Source organism: Thalassospira sp. ABL2_045, from assembly GCF_056161285.1.
The window spans coordinates 245,759-260,007 of record NZ_JBSWYV010000004.1 but is presented as its reverse complement, the minus strand read 5'-3'; the positions used below and the strand labels follow the sequence as shown (position 1 = coordinate 260,007).

At 55.8% G+C, this 14,249-nt stretch carries 12 protein-coding genes and 1 tRNA gene; 10 read left to right on the top strand and 3 right to left on the bottom strand.

Annotation, left to right across the window (positions count from 1 at the left end):
* The first annotated feature begins 99 nt into the window (after positions 1–99).
* Entirely contained in the window at positions 100–264 is a 165-nt protein-coding gene (locus ACXAIA_RS08870) for a DUF1127 domain-containing protein (protein ID WP_230233676.1), read from the top strand.
* An 83-nt stretch (positions 265–347) separates the two neighbouring features.
* Here the strand turns inward: ACXAIA_RS08870 and ACXAIA_RS08865 are convergent, their stop codons facing one another.
* Positions 348–1,925, bottom strand: coding sequence for a cryptochrome/photolyase family protein (locus ACXAIA_RS08865; protein ID WP_475348997.1), 1,578 nt, complete (start codon positions 1,923–1,925; stop codon positions 348–350).
* 263 nt (positions 1,926–2,188) lie between these two features.
* On the opposite strand from ACXAIA_RS08865, the gene bfr (ACXAIA_RS08860) reads away from it, so the two are divergent.
* From bfr (ACXAIA_RS08860) to ACXAIA_RS08840, 5 genes are all read left to right on the top strand, one after another.
* On the top strand, positions 2,189–2,665 hold the full coding sequence (gene bfr, locus ACXAIA_RS08860) for a bacterioferritin (RefSeq protein WP_044826901.1): 477 nt from the start codon (positions 2,189–2,191) through the stop codon (positions 2,663–2,665).
* Positions 2,666–2,686: 21 nt separating this feature from the next.
* Complete coding sequence (gene bfr, locus ACXAIA_RS08855; RefSeq protein WP_044826803.1) at positions 2,687–3,178, top strand: bacterioferritin; 492 nt, start codon at positions 2,687–2,689, stop codon at positions 3,176–3,178.
* Between the two features lie 175 nt (positions 3,179–3,353).
* The gene (locus ACXAIA_RS08850) at positions 3,354–5,843 is read left to right on the top strand and encodes a heavy metal translocating P-type ATPase (protein WP_475348996.1); all 2,490 of its coding nucleotides are present in this window, start codon (positions 3,354–3,356) and stop codon (positions 5,841–5,843) included.
* 3 nt (positions 5,844–5,846) lie between these two features.
* On the top strand, positions 5,847–6,230 hold the full coding sequence (gene cueR / locus ACXAIA_RS08845) for a Cu(I)-responsive transcriptional regulator (protein WP_475345812.1): 384 nt from the start codon (positions 5,847–5,849) through the stop codon (positions 6,228–6,230).
* Positions 6,231–6,266: 36 nt separating this feature from the next.
* The gene (locus ACXAIA_RS08840; RefSeq protein ID WP_475345813.1) at positions 6,267–6,743 is read left to right on the top strand and encodes a c-type cytochrome; all 477 of its coding nucleotides are present in this window, start codon (positions 6,267–6,269) and stop codon (positions 6,741–6,743) included.
* 85 nt (positions 6,744–6,828) lie between these two features.
* On the opposite strand, the gene ACXAIA_RS08835 is transcribed toward ACXAIA_RS08840, so the two are convergent.
* Positions 6,829–7,941, bottom strand: a complete 1,113-nt coding sequence (locus ACXAIA_RS08835; protein WP_475348995.1) for a sensor histidine kinase — start codon at positions 7,939–7,941, stop codon at positions 6,829–6,831.
* A 34-nt stretch (positions 7,942–7,975) separates the two neighbouring features.
* Positions 7,976–9,289, bottom strand: a complete 1,314-nt coding sequence (locus tag ACXAIA_RS08830; RefSeq protein ID WP_475348994.1) for a D-amino acid dehydrogenase — start codon at positions 9,287–9,289, stop codon at positions 7,976–7,978.
* A gap of 121 nt (positions 9,290–9,410) precedes the next feature.
* Between ACXAIA_RS08830 and ACXAIA_RS08825 the strand changes: the two genes are divergently transcribed.
* The 4 genes from ACXAIA_RS08825 to tig all read left to right on the top strand — a co-directional run bounded on the left by ACXAIA_RS08825 (position 9,411) and on the right by tig (position 14,249).
* Positions 9,411–10,874 (top strand): NAD(P)H-hydrate dehydratase, encoded by a 1,464-nt coding sequence (locus ACXAIA_RS08825; protein WP_475348993.1) that lies wholly within the window; start codon positions 9,411–9,413, stop codon positions 10,872–10,874.
* Between the two features lie 143 nt (positions 10,875–11,017).
* Positions 11,018–12,412: a malonyl-CoA decarboxylase gene (locus tag ACXAIA_RS08820; protein ID WP_475348992.1), complete on the top strand. Its 1,395-nt coding sequence runs from the start codon at positions 11,018–11,020 to the stop codon at positions 12,410–12,412.
* A gap of 168 nt (positions 12,413–12,580) precedes the next feature.
* Positions 12,581–12,665: transfer RNA gene (locus ACXAIA_RS08815), tRNA-Leu, on the top strand.
* A gap of 111 nt (positions 12,666–12,776) precedes the next feature.
* On the top strand, positions 12,777–14,249 hold the full coding sequence (gene tig / locus ACXAIA_RS08810) for a trigger factor (protein WP_475348991.1): 1,473 nt from the start codon (positions 12,777–12,779) through the stop codon (positions 14,247–14,249).

Below are 14,249 nucleotides of genomic sequence, written 5' to 3'. Positions count from 1 at the left end.
TTCGACATATTGCAACGCGAAGCAAGTCAGTGAATGCGCCAGACAGTTGGAGACGACCTCCAAGGCAGCATTCGAAATTGTAACCCAAGGAGGTTCAACATGTTCCTGTCCAGTATTCTTGTTGCTGTTCGCCGTTGGGCCTATGCACGCTCGGTTGCGAATGAACTTTACGGTCTTGATAAGCGCGATCTCGATGATGTCGGGATTTCCACGTGGCAGATCAAAGACGTTGCACGTAAAGCAGCCCGTGACGCGATTGCATAACGCTCGCACCATATAGGCAACCGTTAATTCAGGATTGCCAATGCTAAAGCCGGACCCAGTCCGGCTTTTTGTGTTTTCGGGCTCTAAAACAGCTCATCCTGGGCCGGGCCGGTATCAAGCTTGCCTGCGTCAAGCTTGCTTAAAAACGCGTCGGCCTGATCAATCAGTTCGCGCTTTTTATCGTCTTTCATCCGCGCCCAGTTGCGATAGGGCATGCCAAGGCGCGGGTTGTTGCCAAGCTTATCGGTATTGCGATCCATGAAGTGCCAGTAAAGCGCGTTAAACGGGCAGGAATCTGCTCCGGTATTCTTGCGCGGGTTATATTGGCATCCCTGACAATAATCCGACATCCGGTCGATATATTTGCCACTCGCCGCATAGGGTTTTGACGCCATCTTGCCGCCATCGGCATAAAGCGCCATACCAAAGGTGTTGGGCAGCTCGACCCATTCAAACGCATCGGCATAGACCGCCAGATACCATTCGCAGACTTCTTGTGGGTCAAGCCCGGCCAGCAACGCGAAATTGCCAATCACCATCAGACGTTGGATGTGATGGGCATAGGCATTTTCAAGCGTTTCACCAATCGCCTGTTTCAGGCAGTTCATCGGCACATTCCCGTCCCAGAAAAACTCCGGCAGGGGGCGTCTTGCCTTGAAATGATTGCCCTTGCCGTAATCCGGGCCAAGATACCAATAAAGCCCCCGAACATATTCCCGCCAACCAAGGATTTGGCGAATAAACCCTTCGACGGCATTCAAAGGTGCCTTACCGTCATAATAGGCCTTCTCGGCCGCGCGGCAGACTTCGTCGGGCAACAGAAGCCCGATATTGATGCATGGGCTGATCAGGGAATGATACAGCGTGGCACTTCTGACCGTCATCGCATCCTGATAATCGCCAAAGCAGGGCAGGCGGTGCGTGATGAACTGATCAAGCGCGATCAAGGCATCCTTGCGCGTCACCGGCCAGCCAAAGGATCCAACACCGCCAAGGGCATCGGGGAAATCATCCATGGCGCGATCCAGCAAAGCTTTTGTGATTTTGTCCGGCGCAAAGGTCTTGGGGGCAGGTGGGGTGACATCATCGGGCAGGCGTTTGCGGTTGTCGTGATCAAAGTTCCATTGCCCACCAACCGGCTTGCCATCGGGCTCCATCAGAATGCCGGTTTCGCGCCGCAAACCGCGATAGAAATACTCCATCCGCAATTCCTTGCGGCCCTTGGCAAAATCCTCAAACGCTTGAATTGGGGCAAAGAACCGGTCATCGGGGCGGATATCAACCGAAACACCAAGCTTCTCGGACCAGCTTTCGACTTCGTGCCTTACCCGCCACTCACCGGGCTGGGTGATGACGGCATGCTGGATGTCATGCGCGTCAATCGCTGCTTTGAGCGCCTCGGTAAAAGACGTTACCGGACGGTCCTGATAATCGAAATACGCGACCTCAAAGCCCTGATCGCGTAGTTCCTGCGCAAAATGGCGCATGGCCGACAGGATCAGGACGATCTTTTGGCGGTGATGGGGAACGTAGGTTGCCTCGTCACGCGGCTCGGCCGTGACGATCAGATCACGCTTGGGGTCGACATCTTTAAGGCTGGAAAGCCCGGGGGTCAGTTGATCCCCAAGGACGAAACGAATGGTTTGAAAGCGGGACTTCATGTTTTGCTTCAATCGATTGCACGGCAGTTACGAGTCGTACGAAAACACGCGGGCAAAAGATCTTTGCGGCGGTCAATTTTGGCGAACCGATTTTCATTCTCAGGCAAATCCGTGCGAATGATTTTTAGTCGTTCAGGATGCGAGGTAAATTTCAGAAAAATCGGCTAAATTATTGATAATGGTAATCAAAGGCGCGTTTTTCCCTTGAAACGCAGAAGGGGGATTCCCACTATCTGCGTAGCCCAAACATCAGGAGAGCCATGATGAAAGGTGATCCCAAGATCATCACATACCTTAATCGCATTCTGACCAACCAGTTGACTGCGATTAACCAGTATTTCCTGCACGCCAGAATGCTGCGGGACTGGGGCGTGGAAGAAATGGGCGAGTATGAGTACAAGCTCTCGATCAAGGAAATGAAACGCGCCGACGACACGATTGAGCGCATTCTGTTCCTCGAAGGTCTTCCCAACCTCCAGAACCTCAACAAACTGATGATCGGCGAAAACGTCGAAGAGATCATCAGTTGTGACATGAAATTTGAACTGGCGTCTCTGCCGCTGCTGCGCGAAGCCATCACCGCCTGCGAAAAGGCCGAAGACTTCGTGACCCGCGACCTGCTTGTGAAATTCCTTGAAGATCAGGAAGAGCATGTCGATTGGCTTGAGACCGAAGAATGGCAGCTCGAAAATGTCGGGATTGCAAACTTTATCCAGAGCCGTTCAGGCGACGGCGATTAATCAGATCAGGAGTATTACACCATGAAGGGTAGTAAAAAGGTCATCGCCGCGCTGAACAAACAGCTCACTGCTGAACTGTCGGCGGCGGATCAGTACAACACGCATGCTGAAATGTATGCTGATTGGGGCCTGCATTCGCTGTATGAGCGCATGCACCACGAAAAGGACGAGGAGCTCGAACACGCAAAGCGTCTGATCGAGCGTATCCTGTTCCTTGAAGGTGTGCCCGACACTGCCTCGCGCGAACCGATCAAGATCGGCAAAACCGTGCCCGAGATGATGAAAAACGATCTCGAACACGAATACCATGTCATAAATCTTCTGAAAAAGGCGATCAAGATTGCCGAGGCAGAAGACGATTTCCAGACCCGCCAGATGCTGGTCGGACTGCTTGATGACAGCGAGGAAGATCACGCTTACTGGATCGAACAGCAGATCCGCCTGATCGATATGATGGGCCTGCCGAACTACATCCAGTTCCGTGCTGCCGGTGAACCCACCCCGCACGGCTGATTGCAGATATTTGATCTATCAAAAGCCCCGGACCGGTTCCGGGGCTTTTTTGTTGCCCGGTCGGCGGGTTTCAAAGGTTTTCCATCGCTGAGTCTTTTCGGCTTGACCTTCCAGTTGCTGGAAGCTCTATGTTCGCCCATATCTTAAAAAGACTCCTGTATTGAGGTAACGTGAAATGGATAGCCGGACCGACCAAATCGATGCCCCAACTGGTGGCGCTGGTGGCACTTCCGCCGGAACCGCGGCCGCAAATGATGACGATGTCAGCTTCCAGATCGAAGGCATGACCTGCGCGAACTGTGCGGGCCGCGTGGAAAAGGCGTTGGCCGCTGTCGATGGCGTGTCCGAGGCATCGGTGAACTTCGCCCTGAATTCGGCCAATGTCCATTTTGATCGCACCAAGACCGACGCGGCGAGCCTTGCAAAGGCCGTCAATGATGCCGGTTACAGCGTTGTCGAAAATCAGCTGTCCTTTGATGTTGATGGCATGTCATGTGCCAACTGTGCGCTTCGGGTGGAAAAGGCCCTGGCGGCCTTGCCGGGTGTTTCAACGGCCAGTGTCAATTTCGCGCTTGAGCGCGCAGATGTTTCGGCGCTGTCTGAAAGTGTCAACGACGCCCGCGTGATCAGGGCCATCGAGGATGCCGGGTATCATGCAACATCACGCAATGGACCGGCGTCCGAGGTGGGAGATTCAGAGGGTGCTGATACCGGGGCCAATAAGAAAGTCGACAAATCCCTGATCCTGTTGGCCGTTTCAGCTGCCCTGACCGCACCGCTGGTCTTGCAGATGGTCTGGATGAACCTTGGTGTGAATTATCACCTGCCGGCATGGGTTGAGCTGGTTTTGGCGACACCGGTGCAGTTCTGTATCGGGGCGCGGTTCTATAAGGGTGCGTTTGCAGCCCTTCGTCATCGCAGTGCCAATATGGATGTGCTGGTCGCCCTTGGGACGTCGGCCGCCTATTTCCTTTCCGTCTATAAAATGATTATGGCCAATGCCGGTCAGGCTCACCTGTATTTCGAGGCCTCGGCTGCGATTGTGACCCTGATCCTTGCTGGCAAGATCATGGAAGAACGTGCCAAACGCGGTGCGTCGGCCGCCATCCGTGAATTGATGGCGCTGCGTCCGCGCCGTGCGCGTAAGCTGGTTGACGGTGAAGGCGAACAGGATGTTGCTGTCGAAAGCTTAACGGTCGGTGATATCGTCCGTGTCTTGCCGGGCGAACGCCTGCCCGTGGATGGCACGGTGCGTGCGGGTGACAGTGAGCTGGACGAAAGCCTGATCACCGGTGAAACCCGCCCGATTGCCCGGATGCCGGGCGACGCTGTTGTTGGCGGCGCGGTCAATGGCACCGGCCGCCTTGATATCGAAGTGCGTGCAGTTGGCGATGACACAACGCTTTCGCGCATCATTCGTCTGGTCGAACAGGCCCAGACCGGCAAGGCCCCGGTCCAAAAGCTGGTGGACCGGGTTTCTGCGGTGTTTGTCCCGGTCGTCGTTGGCATCGCATTGGTGACCTTGGCGGCCTGGTTGTTTACGGGCTTCGGTGCAGAAGCCTCCATCGTTGCAGCGGTATCGGTTCTGGTGATCGCATGTCCCTGTGCGCTTGGCCTTGCAACGCCAACCGCCCTTGTTGCCGGCACGGGCAGTGCGGCGCGCAACGGTATTCTGATCCGCAACTTCGAGGCGCTTGAGCAGGCCCATAACGTCGATACCGTCATTTTTGACAAGACCGGTACGCTGACCGAAGGCACCCCTACGGTGCGCGATGTCGAGGCCGCGAATGGTATTGATCGCGATGAACTTCTGCGCCTGACAGCTGCAGTTCAGGCGGCCAGTGAACATCCGCTGGCCCGCGCGATTGTCTCGCTCGCCCGTGACGAAGGCCAAACCCTGCCAGACATCAGTAACTTCAAAGGTAAAACCGGGGCCGGCGTCATGGCCGAGGTCGATGGCCGCAAGGTCGCGATTGGCAGCGAAGCCCTTCTGACCGATCAGGGCATCGATCTGCCAACGGGGGACGCCGCACAAGCGATCAAGACCCACGAGGGTGAGGGGCGAACCGTCATCCTGATTGCGGTCGATGATGCCTTTGCCGGTTACATGACCCTTGAAGATCGCATTCGCGAAAACGCCAAGCAGGCGATTGCAGACCTCAAGGCACGTGGCTTCGCGTCGATCATGCTCTCAGGTGACAGTCAGGATGTCGCAAGCCATGTGGCGCGTGAACTGGGGCTTGAACGGGGTGAAGGTCGCATTCGCCCGCAGGACAAGGCCGCCGAGGTCGAGAAACTCCGCAAGGAAGGCCGTCATGTCGCCATGGTCGGTGATGGTATCAATGATGCCCCCGCACTGGCCGCAGCCGATGTCGGCATTGCCATGGGCGGTGGAACCGATGTTGCCATGGAAACGGCGGGCATTACCCTGATGCGGTCTGATCCGGCATTGGTATCGGCAGCGATTGATATTTCCATCGCCACCCGGCGCAAGATCGCCCAGAACCTGTTTTGGGCCTTTGCCTATAACGTGGTCGGGGTGCCGCTGGCAGCCCTTGGTGTGCTCAGCCCGGCAATTGCCGGGGCGGCGATGGCGCTTAGTTCCGTTTCGGTGGTGGGGAACTCGCTGACACTTCGGCGCTGGAACGCAAAGGGACGGGGATAAGCCATGAATATTTCCGACGCAGCGACCGAATGCGGCCTTCCGGCGAAAACCATCCGCTATTACGAGGATATCGGGCTGGTCTCGCCGGGCCGTCTTGCCAATGGCTATCGCGATTATGACGAGGATGACCTGCACAAGCTGCGTTTCCTGCAACGCGCGCGTGGGCTTGGGTTCTCGGTCGAGGATTGCCGTGTTTTGCTGTCCCTTTACGAGGACCGCAACCGGGCGTCTGCCGATGTAAAGAAAATCGCCAAAACCCATCTCGACGAGATCGAACGCAAGATTGCCGAGCTGCAAAGCCTGCGCGATACCTTGTCGGATCTTGTGCAGTCCTGTCATGGCGACGATCGCCCGAACTGCCCGATCATCAATGATCTTGCGCGCTAATACGGTGCGGCTCCCGAATGACTATGAGAGAGAAAATTGAACAATAAAGGCATTATGGCGCTGGCTGCGCTCATTGGTGTAGCCATCATCGTGGGCGGCGTCAGCTTTTTCTTGCGCGCCAATGGGGGCGATCCGAATGTCGAACTCCGCCCAGATGACCTGAAACTGGTTGCCCTTGGCAAGAAGGTCTATGACGCCAATTGTGCGTCCTGTCATGGCGCAAAGCTTCAAGGTGAGCCCAACTGGCGCGAACGCGGGGCAGACGGGATGCTTCCGGCACCTCCCCATGATGAAACCGGCCATACGTGGCATCACCCCGACGAGGTTCTGTTTGCGCTGACCAAATATGGGCCCGCGGCGATGGCCGGGGGCGACTATAAATCCGCCATGCAGGGTTATGAGGGCGTGCTGAGCGACGAGGAAATCATTGCCAGCCTGTCATACATCAAAAGCCGCTGGTCCCGCGAAGTCGTCGAACGCCACGATCAGATAAACCAATCCGCCGCGCAATAAGGTCCGGATCAACCACCAGATAAAGCAAAAGACCCGCCCGGAAATACCGCGGCGGGTCTTTTAAATTGTGGCGTGAGTTTGCTGGTTACTTGCGCGGCAGGGTAATGCGCACCGTTGTGCCCTTGCTCACCGCACTTTCGATGCTAAGCCGTCCGCCATGTAGCTCGACCAGAAGCTTTGCCAGTGGCAGGCCAAGACCCGTGCCGACACTTTCCTTAACCCCAGACGGATGTAACTGGGAGAACCGGGCAAGTGCACGCGGAATGTCATTCGGGCTCATGCCGACACCATTATCCTCGATCGCAAAGCTCACGTCTTCGTCCGTTGCCGTCAGACCAAGACGGATTTTGCCATGCTCGGGCGTGAACTTTGCCGCATTGCTGAGGATATTGATCAGGATCTGTTTGAGCTTCAGCTTGTCACACTGCATCAGGATCGGCGCATCTGGCAGATCAAATTGCAGATCATGTCCGCGCCGTGAAAGGTCATCGCCGACAAGCCGGGCTGCATCTCGCATCACGGAGCCCAGATCGGCTTCTTCAAGCTGCAAGGTCATCGACCCGGCGGAAAGCTTGGAAACATCAAGCACGTTATTGACCAGTTCAAGCAGATGCTTGCCCGCTTCATAAACGTCACGACCGCAATCGCGATAGCCATCGGGCAGATCGCCAAGCACGCCATGGGCAATCAGTTCGGAGTTGCCGATAATCGCATTCAGCGGCGTGCGCAGTTCATGGCCCATATTGGCGATAAAGTCGGATTTCGACGCGTTGGCGTCCGACTGATTGCGGTTTTGCTCCATCAGGGAGCGTTCCGCCTGCTGCTGACGATCATTTTCAAGAAGCGTCATCAGAACCGCGGTGCGCGTTTCATTGTTCTGGAAATATTCAAGCGGGGCGATCGACAGATCGCAGACATGATTTTCCTTGGACGCCCCGACCAGAATGATATCCCCGCGCCAGGTCCGGCCAGACGAAAACACATCTTCGATATCGTCCATCAGGCCTTTGGAAATAAACCCGGCCTTGCGACCAATCATGCGGTCGCGCGAAACGCCGATCATGCGTGCGATGGCTTCGTTACACTGCAGGACAATACCGCTGCGATCACAAATGACAGCCGCATAGGGCAGGGCGTTCAGGACAACCTGATCGGCCAATGGCACATTGGTTGAACCAATTGGAGTGTTGCTGGTCATGTCAGCCCGTGATCCCATGATAATCTGGTCGCCGCTAAAAGCGGTCGATACCAAGCCCCGTCAGAGAGATGTCAGGATTTTTGTTGCTGATGAGATCGGCGACTGCTTTTGCTGATCCGCAACTCATTGTCCAACCCAACGTCCCATGCCCCGTATTAACGTATAGATTATCATACTTTGTCCCCCCAAGAATAGGGGCAGAATCAGGGGTGACAGGCCTTAAACCCGCCCAGAAGCGGATGTTGGCGCGGCTACCGGAATTCGGGAATAATTCCAGCGCTTTATCAACAATCAGTTGTTTCCGCCGCTCCGACATCCGCAGGTCATAGCCATCTAGTTCCGCCGTACCTGCAACCCGAAGCTGTGAGCCAAGGCGCGAATACACCATCTTTATGCTGTCATCGATCAAGGCTGTTTCGGGGGCGCCGGAATGGCCTGTTGTATCAATGCTGATCGAATAGCCCTTGCACGGGTAAATCGGCAGTTTGAGACCAAGCGGGCGAAGCACAAGAGGGCTATAGCTGCCAAGACAGACCAGAAAGGCATCTGCCTTGATTTCACCCCGATCGGTTTGCACTGCTGTGATCTTGCTCTGATCGTGGATCAAGCCGGTGATGTTGGTGTTGAACTGAAATGATGCGCCTTTATCGATGCAATGCTGTGTGAGAGCTTCGGTGAACTTTTGCGCATCACCGCTTTCATCATCGGGGGTAAAGCTGCCACCAATGATCGGGGCGGTGGCATCACGCAAGGCCGGTTCAATGGCGCGGCATTCCTCAGGCGTGACAAGCCGCCGGTTCAGGCCATATTCCTGCATCTGGGCGGTGGCCTTTTCGACCGCAAACATGTCCTGCTCATTGCGGCAGATATGCAGGATCCCACGCGTGCTGTGATCGTAATTGATATCAAGTTCATCGCGCAGCGCCCGCAGGCAATCACGGCTATAGACCGCAACCCGAAGTGCCTTTTCCAGATTGATCCTGGCCCTCGCATCCGTGCAGTTGCGCAAGAAGCGTAATCCCCATGCAAACAGCTGTGGGTCAAAGCGCATCCGTACCAGAAGCGGTGCTTCTTCGCGCCCAAGCCAGCTTAAAATCTGTTTCGGGGTGTTGGCATTTGCCCACGGCGTCGCGTGACAGGCGGAAATCTGACCGCCATTGGCAAAGCTTGTTTCCTGCGCACTGGCATGCTGGCGATCAACCACCGTTACCTGATGGCCATTTTGCAAAAGATACCAGGCCGCCGTTGTCCCGATGACCCCGGCGCCCATGACGACAACATGCATGCGGGCAAAGCCTTGCTGCGAAAATTTTTGGGCGGCGTATCTGTGTGTCAGCCTTTCTGCCAACTATCAGACTTGCGAATTTGGCTGCAATATAGTGGGGTGAAATTTAATTGGCTACAGTCGACTGGACCTGTTTTAAATGCTAGCCGACAGGATGGGATCGCGACAGGCATGACGGGGTGAAATGTTTGAAATTCTCACAACCGATCAGATGTATGAGGCCGACCGCCGCACAATCGAAGGCGGCGTTCCCGGCGACGTGCTGATGCAAAATGCCGGACGTGCCGTGTTTGAGGAAATCATACGCCACTGGTCGCCGCGCGCTGTCTCTGTTTTGTGTGGCCCCGGCAATAATGGCGGTGATGGCTTTGCGATTGCCAAGCTGCTGCGTGACGAGGGCTGGTCAGTGCGCCTGGGTCTGATGGGCGATGTTGCTGATCTCAAGGGTGATGCGGCTCTGCATGCCGCCCGCTGGGACGGGGCGACCGAACGTTTGTCACCTGCGCTAGTGGTGGGTGCCGATCTGGTGGTCGATTGCATCTTCGGTGCCGGACTGGCCCGCGCGATTTCTGGTGAACTGGCCGAACTGGTCACGACAATCAATTCAAGCCCGTGCAGTGTCGTCTCGGTCGATGTGCCGTCCGGGGTTGATGGCAATACCGGCATGGTTCTGGGCGTTGGCGTCAAGGCCGACCTGACTGTGACGTTTTGTCGGGCAAAGCCGGGGCATTATCTTTTGCCCGGTCGTCTCATGTGCGGTGAACTTGCGGTGCGCGATATCGGCATTACCGATCAGACGGTGCTTGATATTGCCCCGGCCTGTTGGCGCAACGATCCGGTGCTCTGGCGGGCCGGAATCCATTGGCCGGGCCTTGAAGGTCACAAATACCATCGCGGCCATCTTCTGGCCTTTGGCGGCAGTGCTATGACCGGCGCGACCCGGCTTGTCGCCCGTGCTGCAAGACGATCGGGTGTCGGGCTGCTGACGATTGTTGCAGAGGCGGGGGCTCTTCCGGTTTATGCATCGGACGCGCCGGGCAACATGACAGCCCCGATGTCGGCGGTGGATACATTGGTCAATGATTGCCGCCATAATGCCTTTGTCATTGGGCCTGGCTTCGGTGTGGGGGACGATACCCGTGCGCTAGTCCTGAAATTGCTTCATCTTTGCCGTGCGACAGTTCTTGATGCCGATGCGCTCACAAGTTTTGCCGAAGATCCGTCTACCTTGTGCTTTGCCGTGCAAGGCCCGACCGTGCTCACCCCGCATGAAGGCGAGTTTGCCCGGCTGTTCCCCGATATCACCAGGGACAAGCTGTGTCGGGCGCGCGCTGCTGCCAAGCGCTGCGGGGCGACCGTTCTGATCAAGGGGGCCGATACCGTGATCGCCGCCCCCGATGGGCGGGCTGCGATCAGTGCGGTGGATGTGCCGTGGCTGGCAACGGCCGGTTCGGGCGATGTTCTGGCCGGGATTATTGGCGGGTTAATGGCACAAGGCATGGACAGCTTTGATGCGGCCTGCATGGGTGTTTGGCTGCATGCCAGAAGCGGGGCGGATATCGGCCCCGGCCTGATTGCCGAGGATATCCCCGAACATCTTCCCGGGGTGTTGCGTGAACTTTGGCTGGCGTCCCGCAAAATGGGCTGAGGCGAATTGGACAAGAAGTCTCTGTCCACGCTGGCACTTGATGTATAATGACCCGATATAAAAACGATATGGCGTGATGATATGGGCATCATGCACTGAGGAAACGGTTTGAATTTCTTCTGATATCGGAGTGGGAGACAGGCATGTCTCAGACATTTCTCGACAGAACGCTTGGTAATCTGCGCGGCGCATGGCGCGAGTTACGCGATAGCCCGGTGGTGCGCGGTCTTGGCTTTGATGAAAGCCAAAGCCGTCAGGATCGCTGGCGCGAACAGATCGCCGATTGTCTGGCAGGGCGCGGTGGGGCGGTTTCGGCGCGTGCCCGGGCGGCCACCCTTGGTCATGATTTCCTGCGTCTTGATGATGCCGGCAAACGCGAATTCTTGCACCTTCTGGTCAATGAATTCGGAGTGGATCGCGACCGGGTGGCAGCGGTGATGTCCGACTGGACGGCGGCCGATGATCTGGCGGAACAGGCATTGCTTGAAACCGAATTGCGTGCGGCCCTGGTGCCGCCATTTCGACCAATCCTCAAGGAATTCAATTCCTTACCGCAAGGTGTGAAGTTTCTGGTTGATCTGCGAGCCGATCTTTTGCGGTGGCGCAAAGAGGCCCCCGGACTTGCCATTCTCGAACGAGACCTCAAGACATTGCTGGCAAGCTGGTTTGATATCGGCTTTCTGGAACTGAGCCGCATCACATGGAATTCCCCGGCGGCCCTTCTGGAAAAGCTGATCGCTTATGAAGCCGTTCATGCCATTCAAAGCTGGGATGATTTGAAACGCCGTCTGGCATCCGACCGGCGCTGCTTCGCCTTTTTCCATCCCGGCATGCCTGACGAGCCGCTTATTTTTGTCGAGGTCGCGCTGGTGAACGGCATTGCCGGCAATGTCGATGTCCTGATCCAAAGCCGGGATGACATTTCGGATGGCGGCGATAACGGGCCCAAGGCCGATACGGCGATCTTCTATTCAATCTCGAACGCGCAGGCGGGGCTGGCCGGGATCAGTTTTGGCGATTTCCTGATCAAGCGCGTTGTCGCCGAATTGCAACGTGATCTGCCACAACTCAAGCAATTCTCGACCTTGTCGCCAATCCCGGCCCTGCGCAGCTGGATGGACCGCCAGCTTGATACAATGGCCAAGGGCCATGAAACTGGCCTGCCCAAGGCGATTGAGGCCGCGCTTAATGACTGTGATGATCTGATGGGCCCCAAGCCGCCGGCCATCAGCCCCGATGGCGTGTCAGAGCGCACAAAGACCAATATCGAATATCTGACCGCCTGGTACTTGTTGAATGCCAAGCGGCCGGGGATGGAGGCGGCCTTTGATCCGGTGGCGCATTTTCATCTGAGTAACGGTGCACGGGTTGAGCGCCTGAACTGGAACGGCAATGGCAAGGAAAATGGCTGGAACCAGTCGTTCGGGATGATGGTGAACTATCTTTATGACCTCTCCACCATCGAAAAAAACCACGAAAGTTATGTCGGGCAGGGCAAGATTGCGGTTTCCAGTGCGGTAAAACGGCTTCTGCGTTGAGCCATTCAATATCGGAAATCGCTTGATTACCCTCAATTCGGGCCCGGTTTGACGGTTATTTTCGACAAGATTGCGATTGTCGAAAAGGCGATGCTTGCATGAGCGGATCGAAGTTTGTATTAAGGCGCACTCATTCCGGTGTGACCGGAGTGATTACTATGCTTGTGTGCGGGTGTGGCGGAACTGGTAGACGCGCTGGATTTAGGTTCCAGTGGAGCAATCCGTGGGGGTTCGAGTCCCTTCACCCGTACCATAAGCAGCTGAAAATTTGATCGAGACCATATTCGTTTAGTCATATTGACTTTCTGACGTCCGGACTGCGTCGCGTAACGGACATTATTCGAACCAAGCAAAAGAGTTATCTATGCAGGTTACTGAAACCAAAAACGAAGGCCTGGCGCGCGAGTTCAAAGTCGTCGTGCCCGCCGCACACATCGAAGAAAAAGTCGTCGCCAAGCTTGACGAAATCAAGGATCAGGTTCGCCTGCCGGGCTTCCGTCCGGGTAAAATCCCGGCGAAACTCCTGCGTCAGCGTTATGGCCAGGCCGTCATGGGTGAAGTCCTTGAAGCCGCTGTGAACGAAAACACCGGCAAGGTTCTGAACGACAATGACCTGCGTCCGGCTGTTCAGCCGAAAATCGAAGTCACCAAATTCGACGAAGGTGGTGATCTGGAATTCGACATCGCTGTCGAAATCATTCCGGCCATCGAAGCGATGGACTTCAAAAAGCTGAAGCTGACCCGTGAAGTTGTTGAACTTGACGACAGCAAGGTGAACGAAACCCTCGAGCGCATCGCAAGCGCACAGGGCAGAGCCGAGCCGCTCAAGCGTAAGCGCAAGTCCAAAGCTGGTGACGTTGTTGTCATCGACTTCCTGGGCAAAATCGACGGTGAAGCATTCGAAGGCGGCAAAGCCGAAGATTACGAACTCGAACTTGGTTCCGGTTCCTTCATCGAAGGTTTCGAAGATCAGCTGACCGGTGTGAACGCTGGTGACGAGATCGTCGTCAAAGTGAAATTCCCGGACGAATATGGTGCAGCAGAACTGGCCGGCAAAGACGCCGAGTTCGACGTCACGGTCAAGGAAATCAAGGAAAAGAAACCGGCTGAGCTGGATGACGAACTGGCCAAGAAACTCGGTCAGGACAGCCTTGATGCCCTTAAAGACGCGATCCGCAATGACTTTGGTCGCGAATACGAATCGGTCTCCCGTCAGAAAATGAAGCGTCAGCTTCTCGACGCCCTGGCTGAAAACCACAGCTTCGAACTGCCGGCATCGCTGGTAGACAACGAACTGGAAGGCATCATCGGCCAGATCAAACAGGCCCGTGAAGCTGGTCAGGAAGACGAAGAAACCAAAGGCAAGTCCGAAGAAGAGCTGACCACCGAGTTCCGCGAAATCGCAGAACGCCGCGTTCTTCTGGGTCTGCTTCTGGCAGAAGTCGGCCGTGAGAACGACATCCAGGTCACTCAGGAAGACGTCAACAAGGTCCTCGTTGCCGAAGCCCAGAAATATCCGGGTCAGGAACAGCAGGTTATTGAATTCTATAAAAATAACCCGCAGGCCTTGCAGGCGCTTCAGGGCCCTGTATATGAAGACAAGGTCGTTGATTACATCATCGAACTCGCGAAGGTTGAAGAAAAGACCGTCTCGGTCGAAGAACTTCTGAAGCCGGAAGAGGAAGAAGAAGCTCCGAAGAAGAAATCGGCTGCCAAAAAGGCACCGGCGAAAAAAGCAGCAGAGAAAAAGGCTCCGGCTAAAAAAGCCCCGGCCAAGAAAACTGCAGCCAAAAAGCCGGCCGCTAAAAAAGCTGCTGACAAATCCGAGGACAAGTAA

What these genes read in the sequence shown, in the direction of transcription:
- ACXAIA_RS08870 (WP_230233676.1), top strand. Translation starts at nt 100, where the DNA reads ATGTTCCTGTCCAGTATTCTTGTTGCTGTTCGCCGTTGGGCCTATGCA.
- ACXAIA_RS08865 (WP_475348997.1), bottom strand. Translation starts at nt 1,925, where the DNA reads ATGAAGTCCCGCTTTCAAACCATTCGTTTCGTCCTTGGGGATCAACTG.
- bfr (WP_044826901.1), top strand. Translation starts at nt 2,189, where the DNA reads ATGAAAGGTGATCCCAAGATCATCACATACCTTAATCGCATTCTGACC.
- bfr (WP_044826803.1), top strand. Translation starts at nt 2,687, where the DNA reads ATGAAGGGTAGTAAAAAGGTCATCGCCGCGCTGAACAAACAGCTCACT.
- ACXAIA_RS08850 (WP_475348996.1), top strand. Translation starts at nt 3,354, where the DNA reads ATGGATAGCCGGACCGACCAAATCGATGCCCCAACTGGTGGCGCTGGT.
- cueR (WP_475345812.1), top strand. Translation starts at nt 5,847, where the DNA reads ATGAATATTTCCGACGCAGCGACCGAATGCGGCCTTCCGGCGAAAACC.
- ACXAIA_RS08835 (WP_475348995.1), bottom strand. Translation starts at nt 7,941, where the DNA reads ATGACCAGCAACACTCCAATTGGTTCAACCAATGTGCCATTGGCCGAT.
- ACXAIA_RS08825 (WP_475348993.1), top strand. Translation starts at nt 9,411, where the DNA reads ATGTTTGAAATTCTCACAACCGATCAGATGTATGAGGCCGACCGCCGC.
- ACXAIA_RS08820 (WP_475348992.1), top strand. Translation starts at nt 11,018, where the DNA reads ATGTCTCAGACATTTCTCGACAGAACGCTTGGTAATCTGCGCGGCGCA.
- tig (WP_475348991.1), top strand. Translation starts at nt 12,777, where the DNA reads ATGCAGGTTACTGAAACCAAAAACGAAGGCCTGGCGCGCGAGTTCAAA.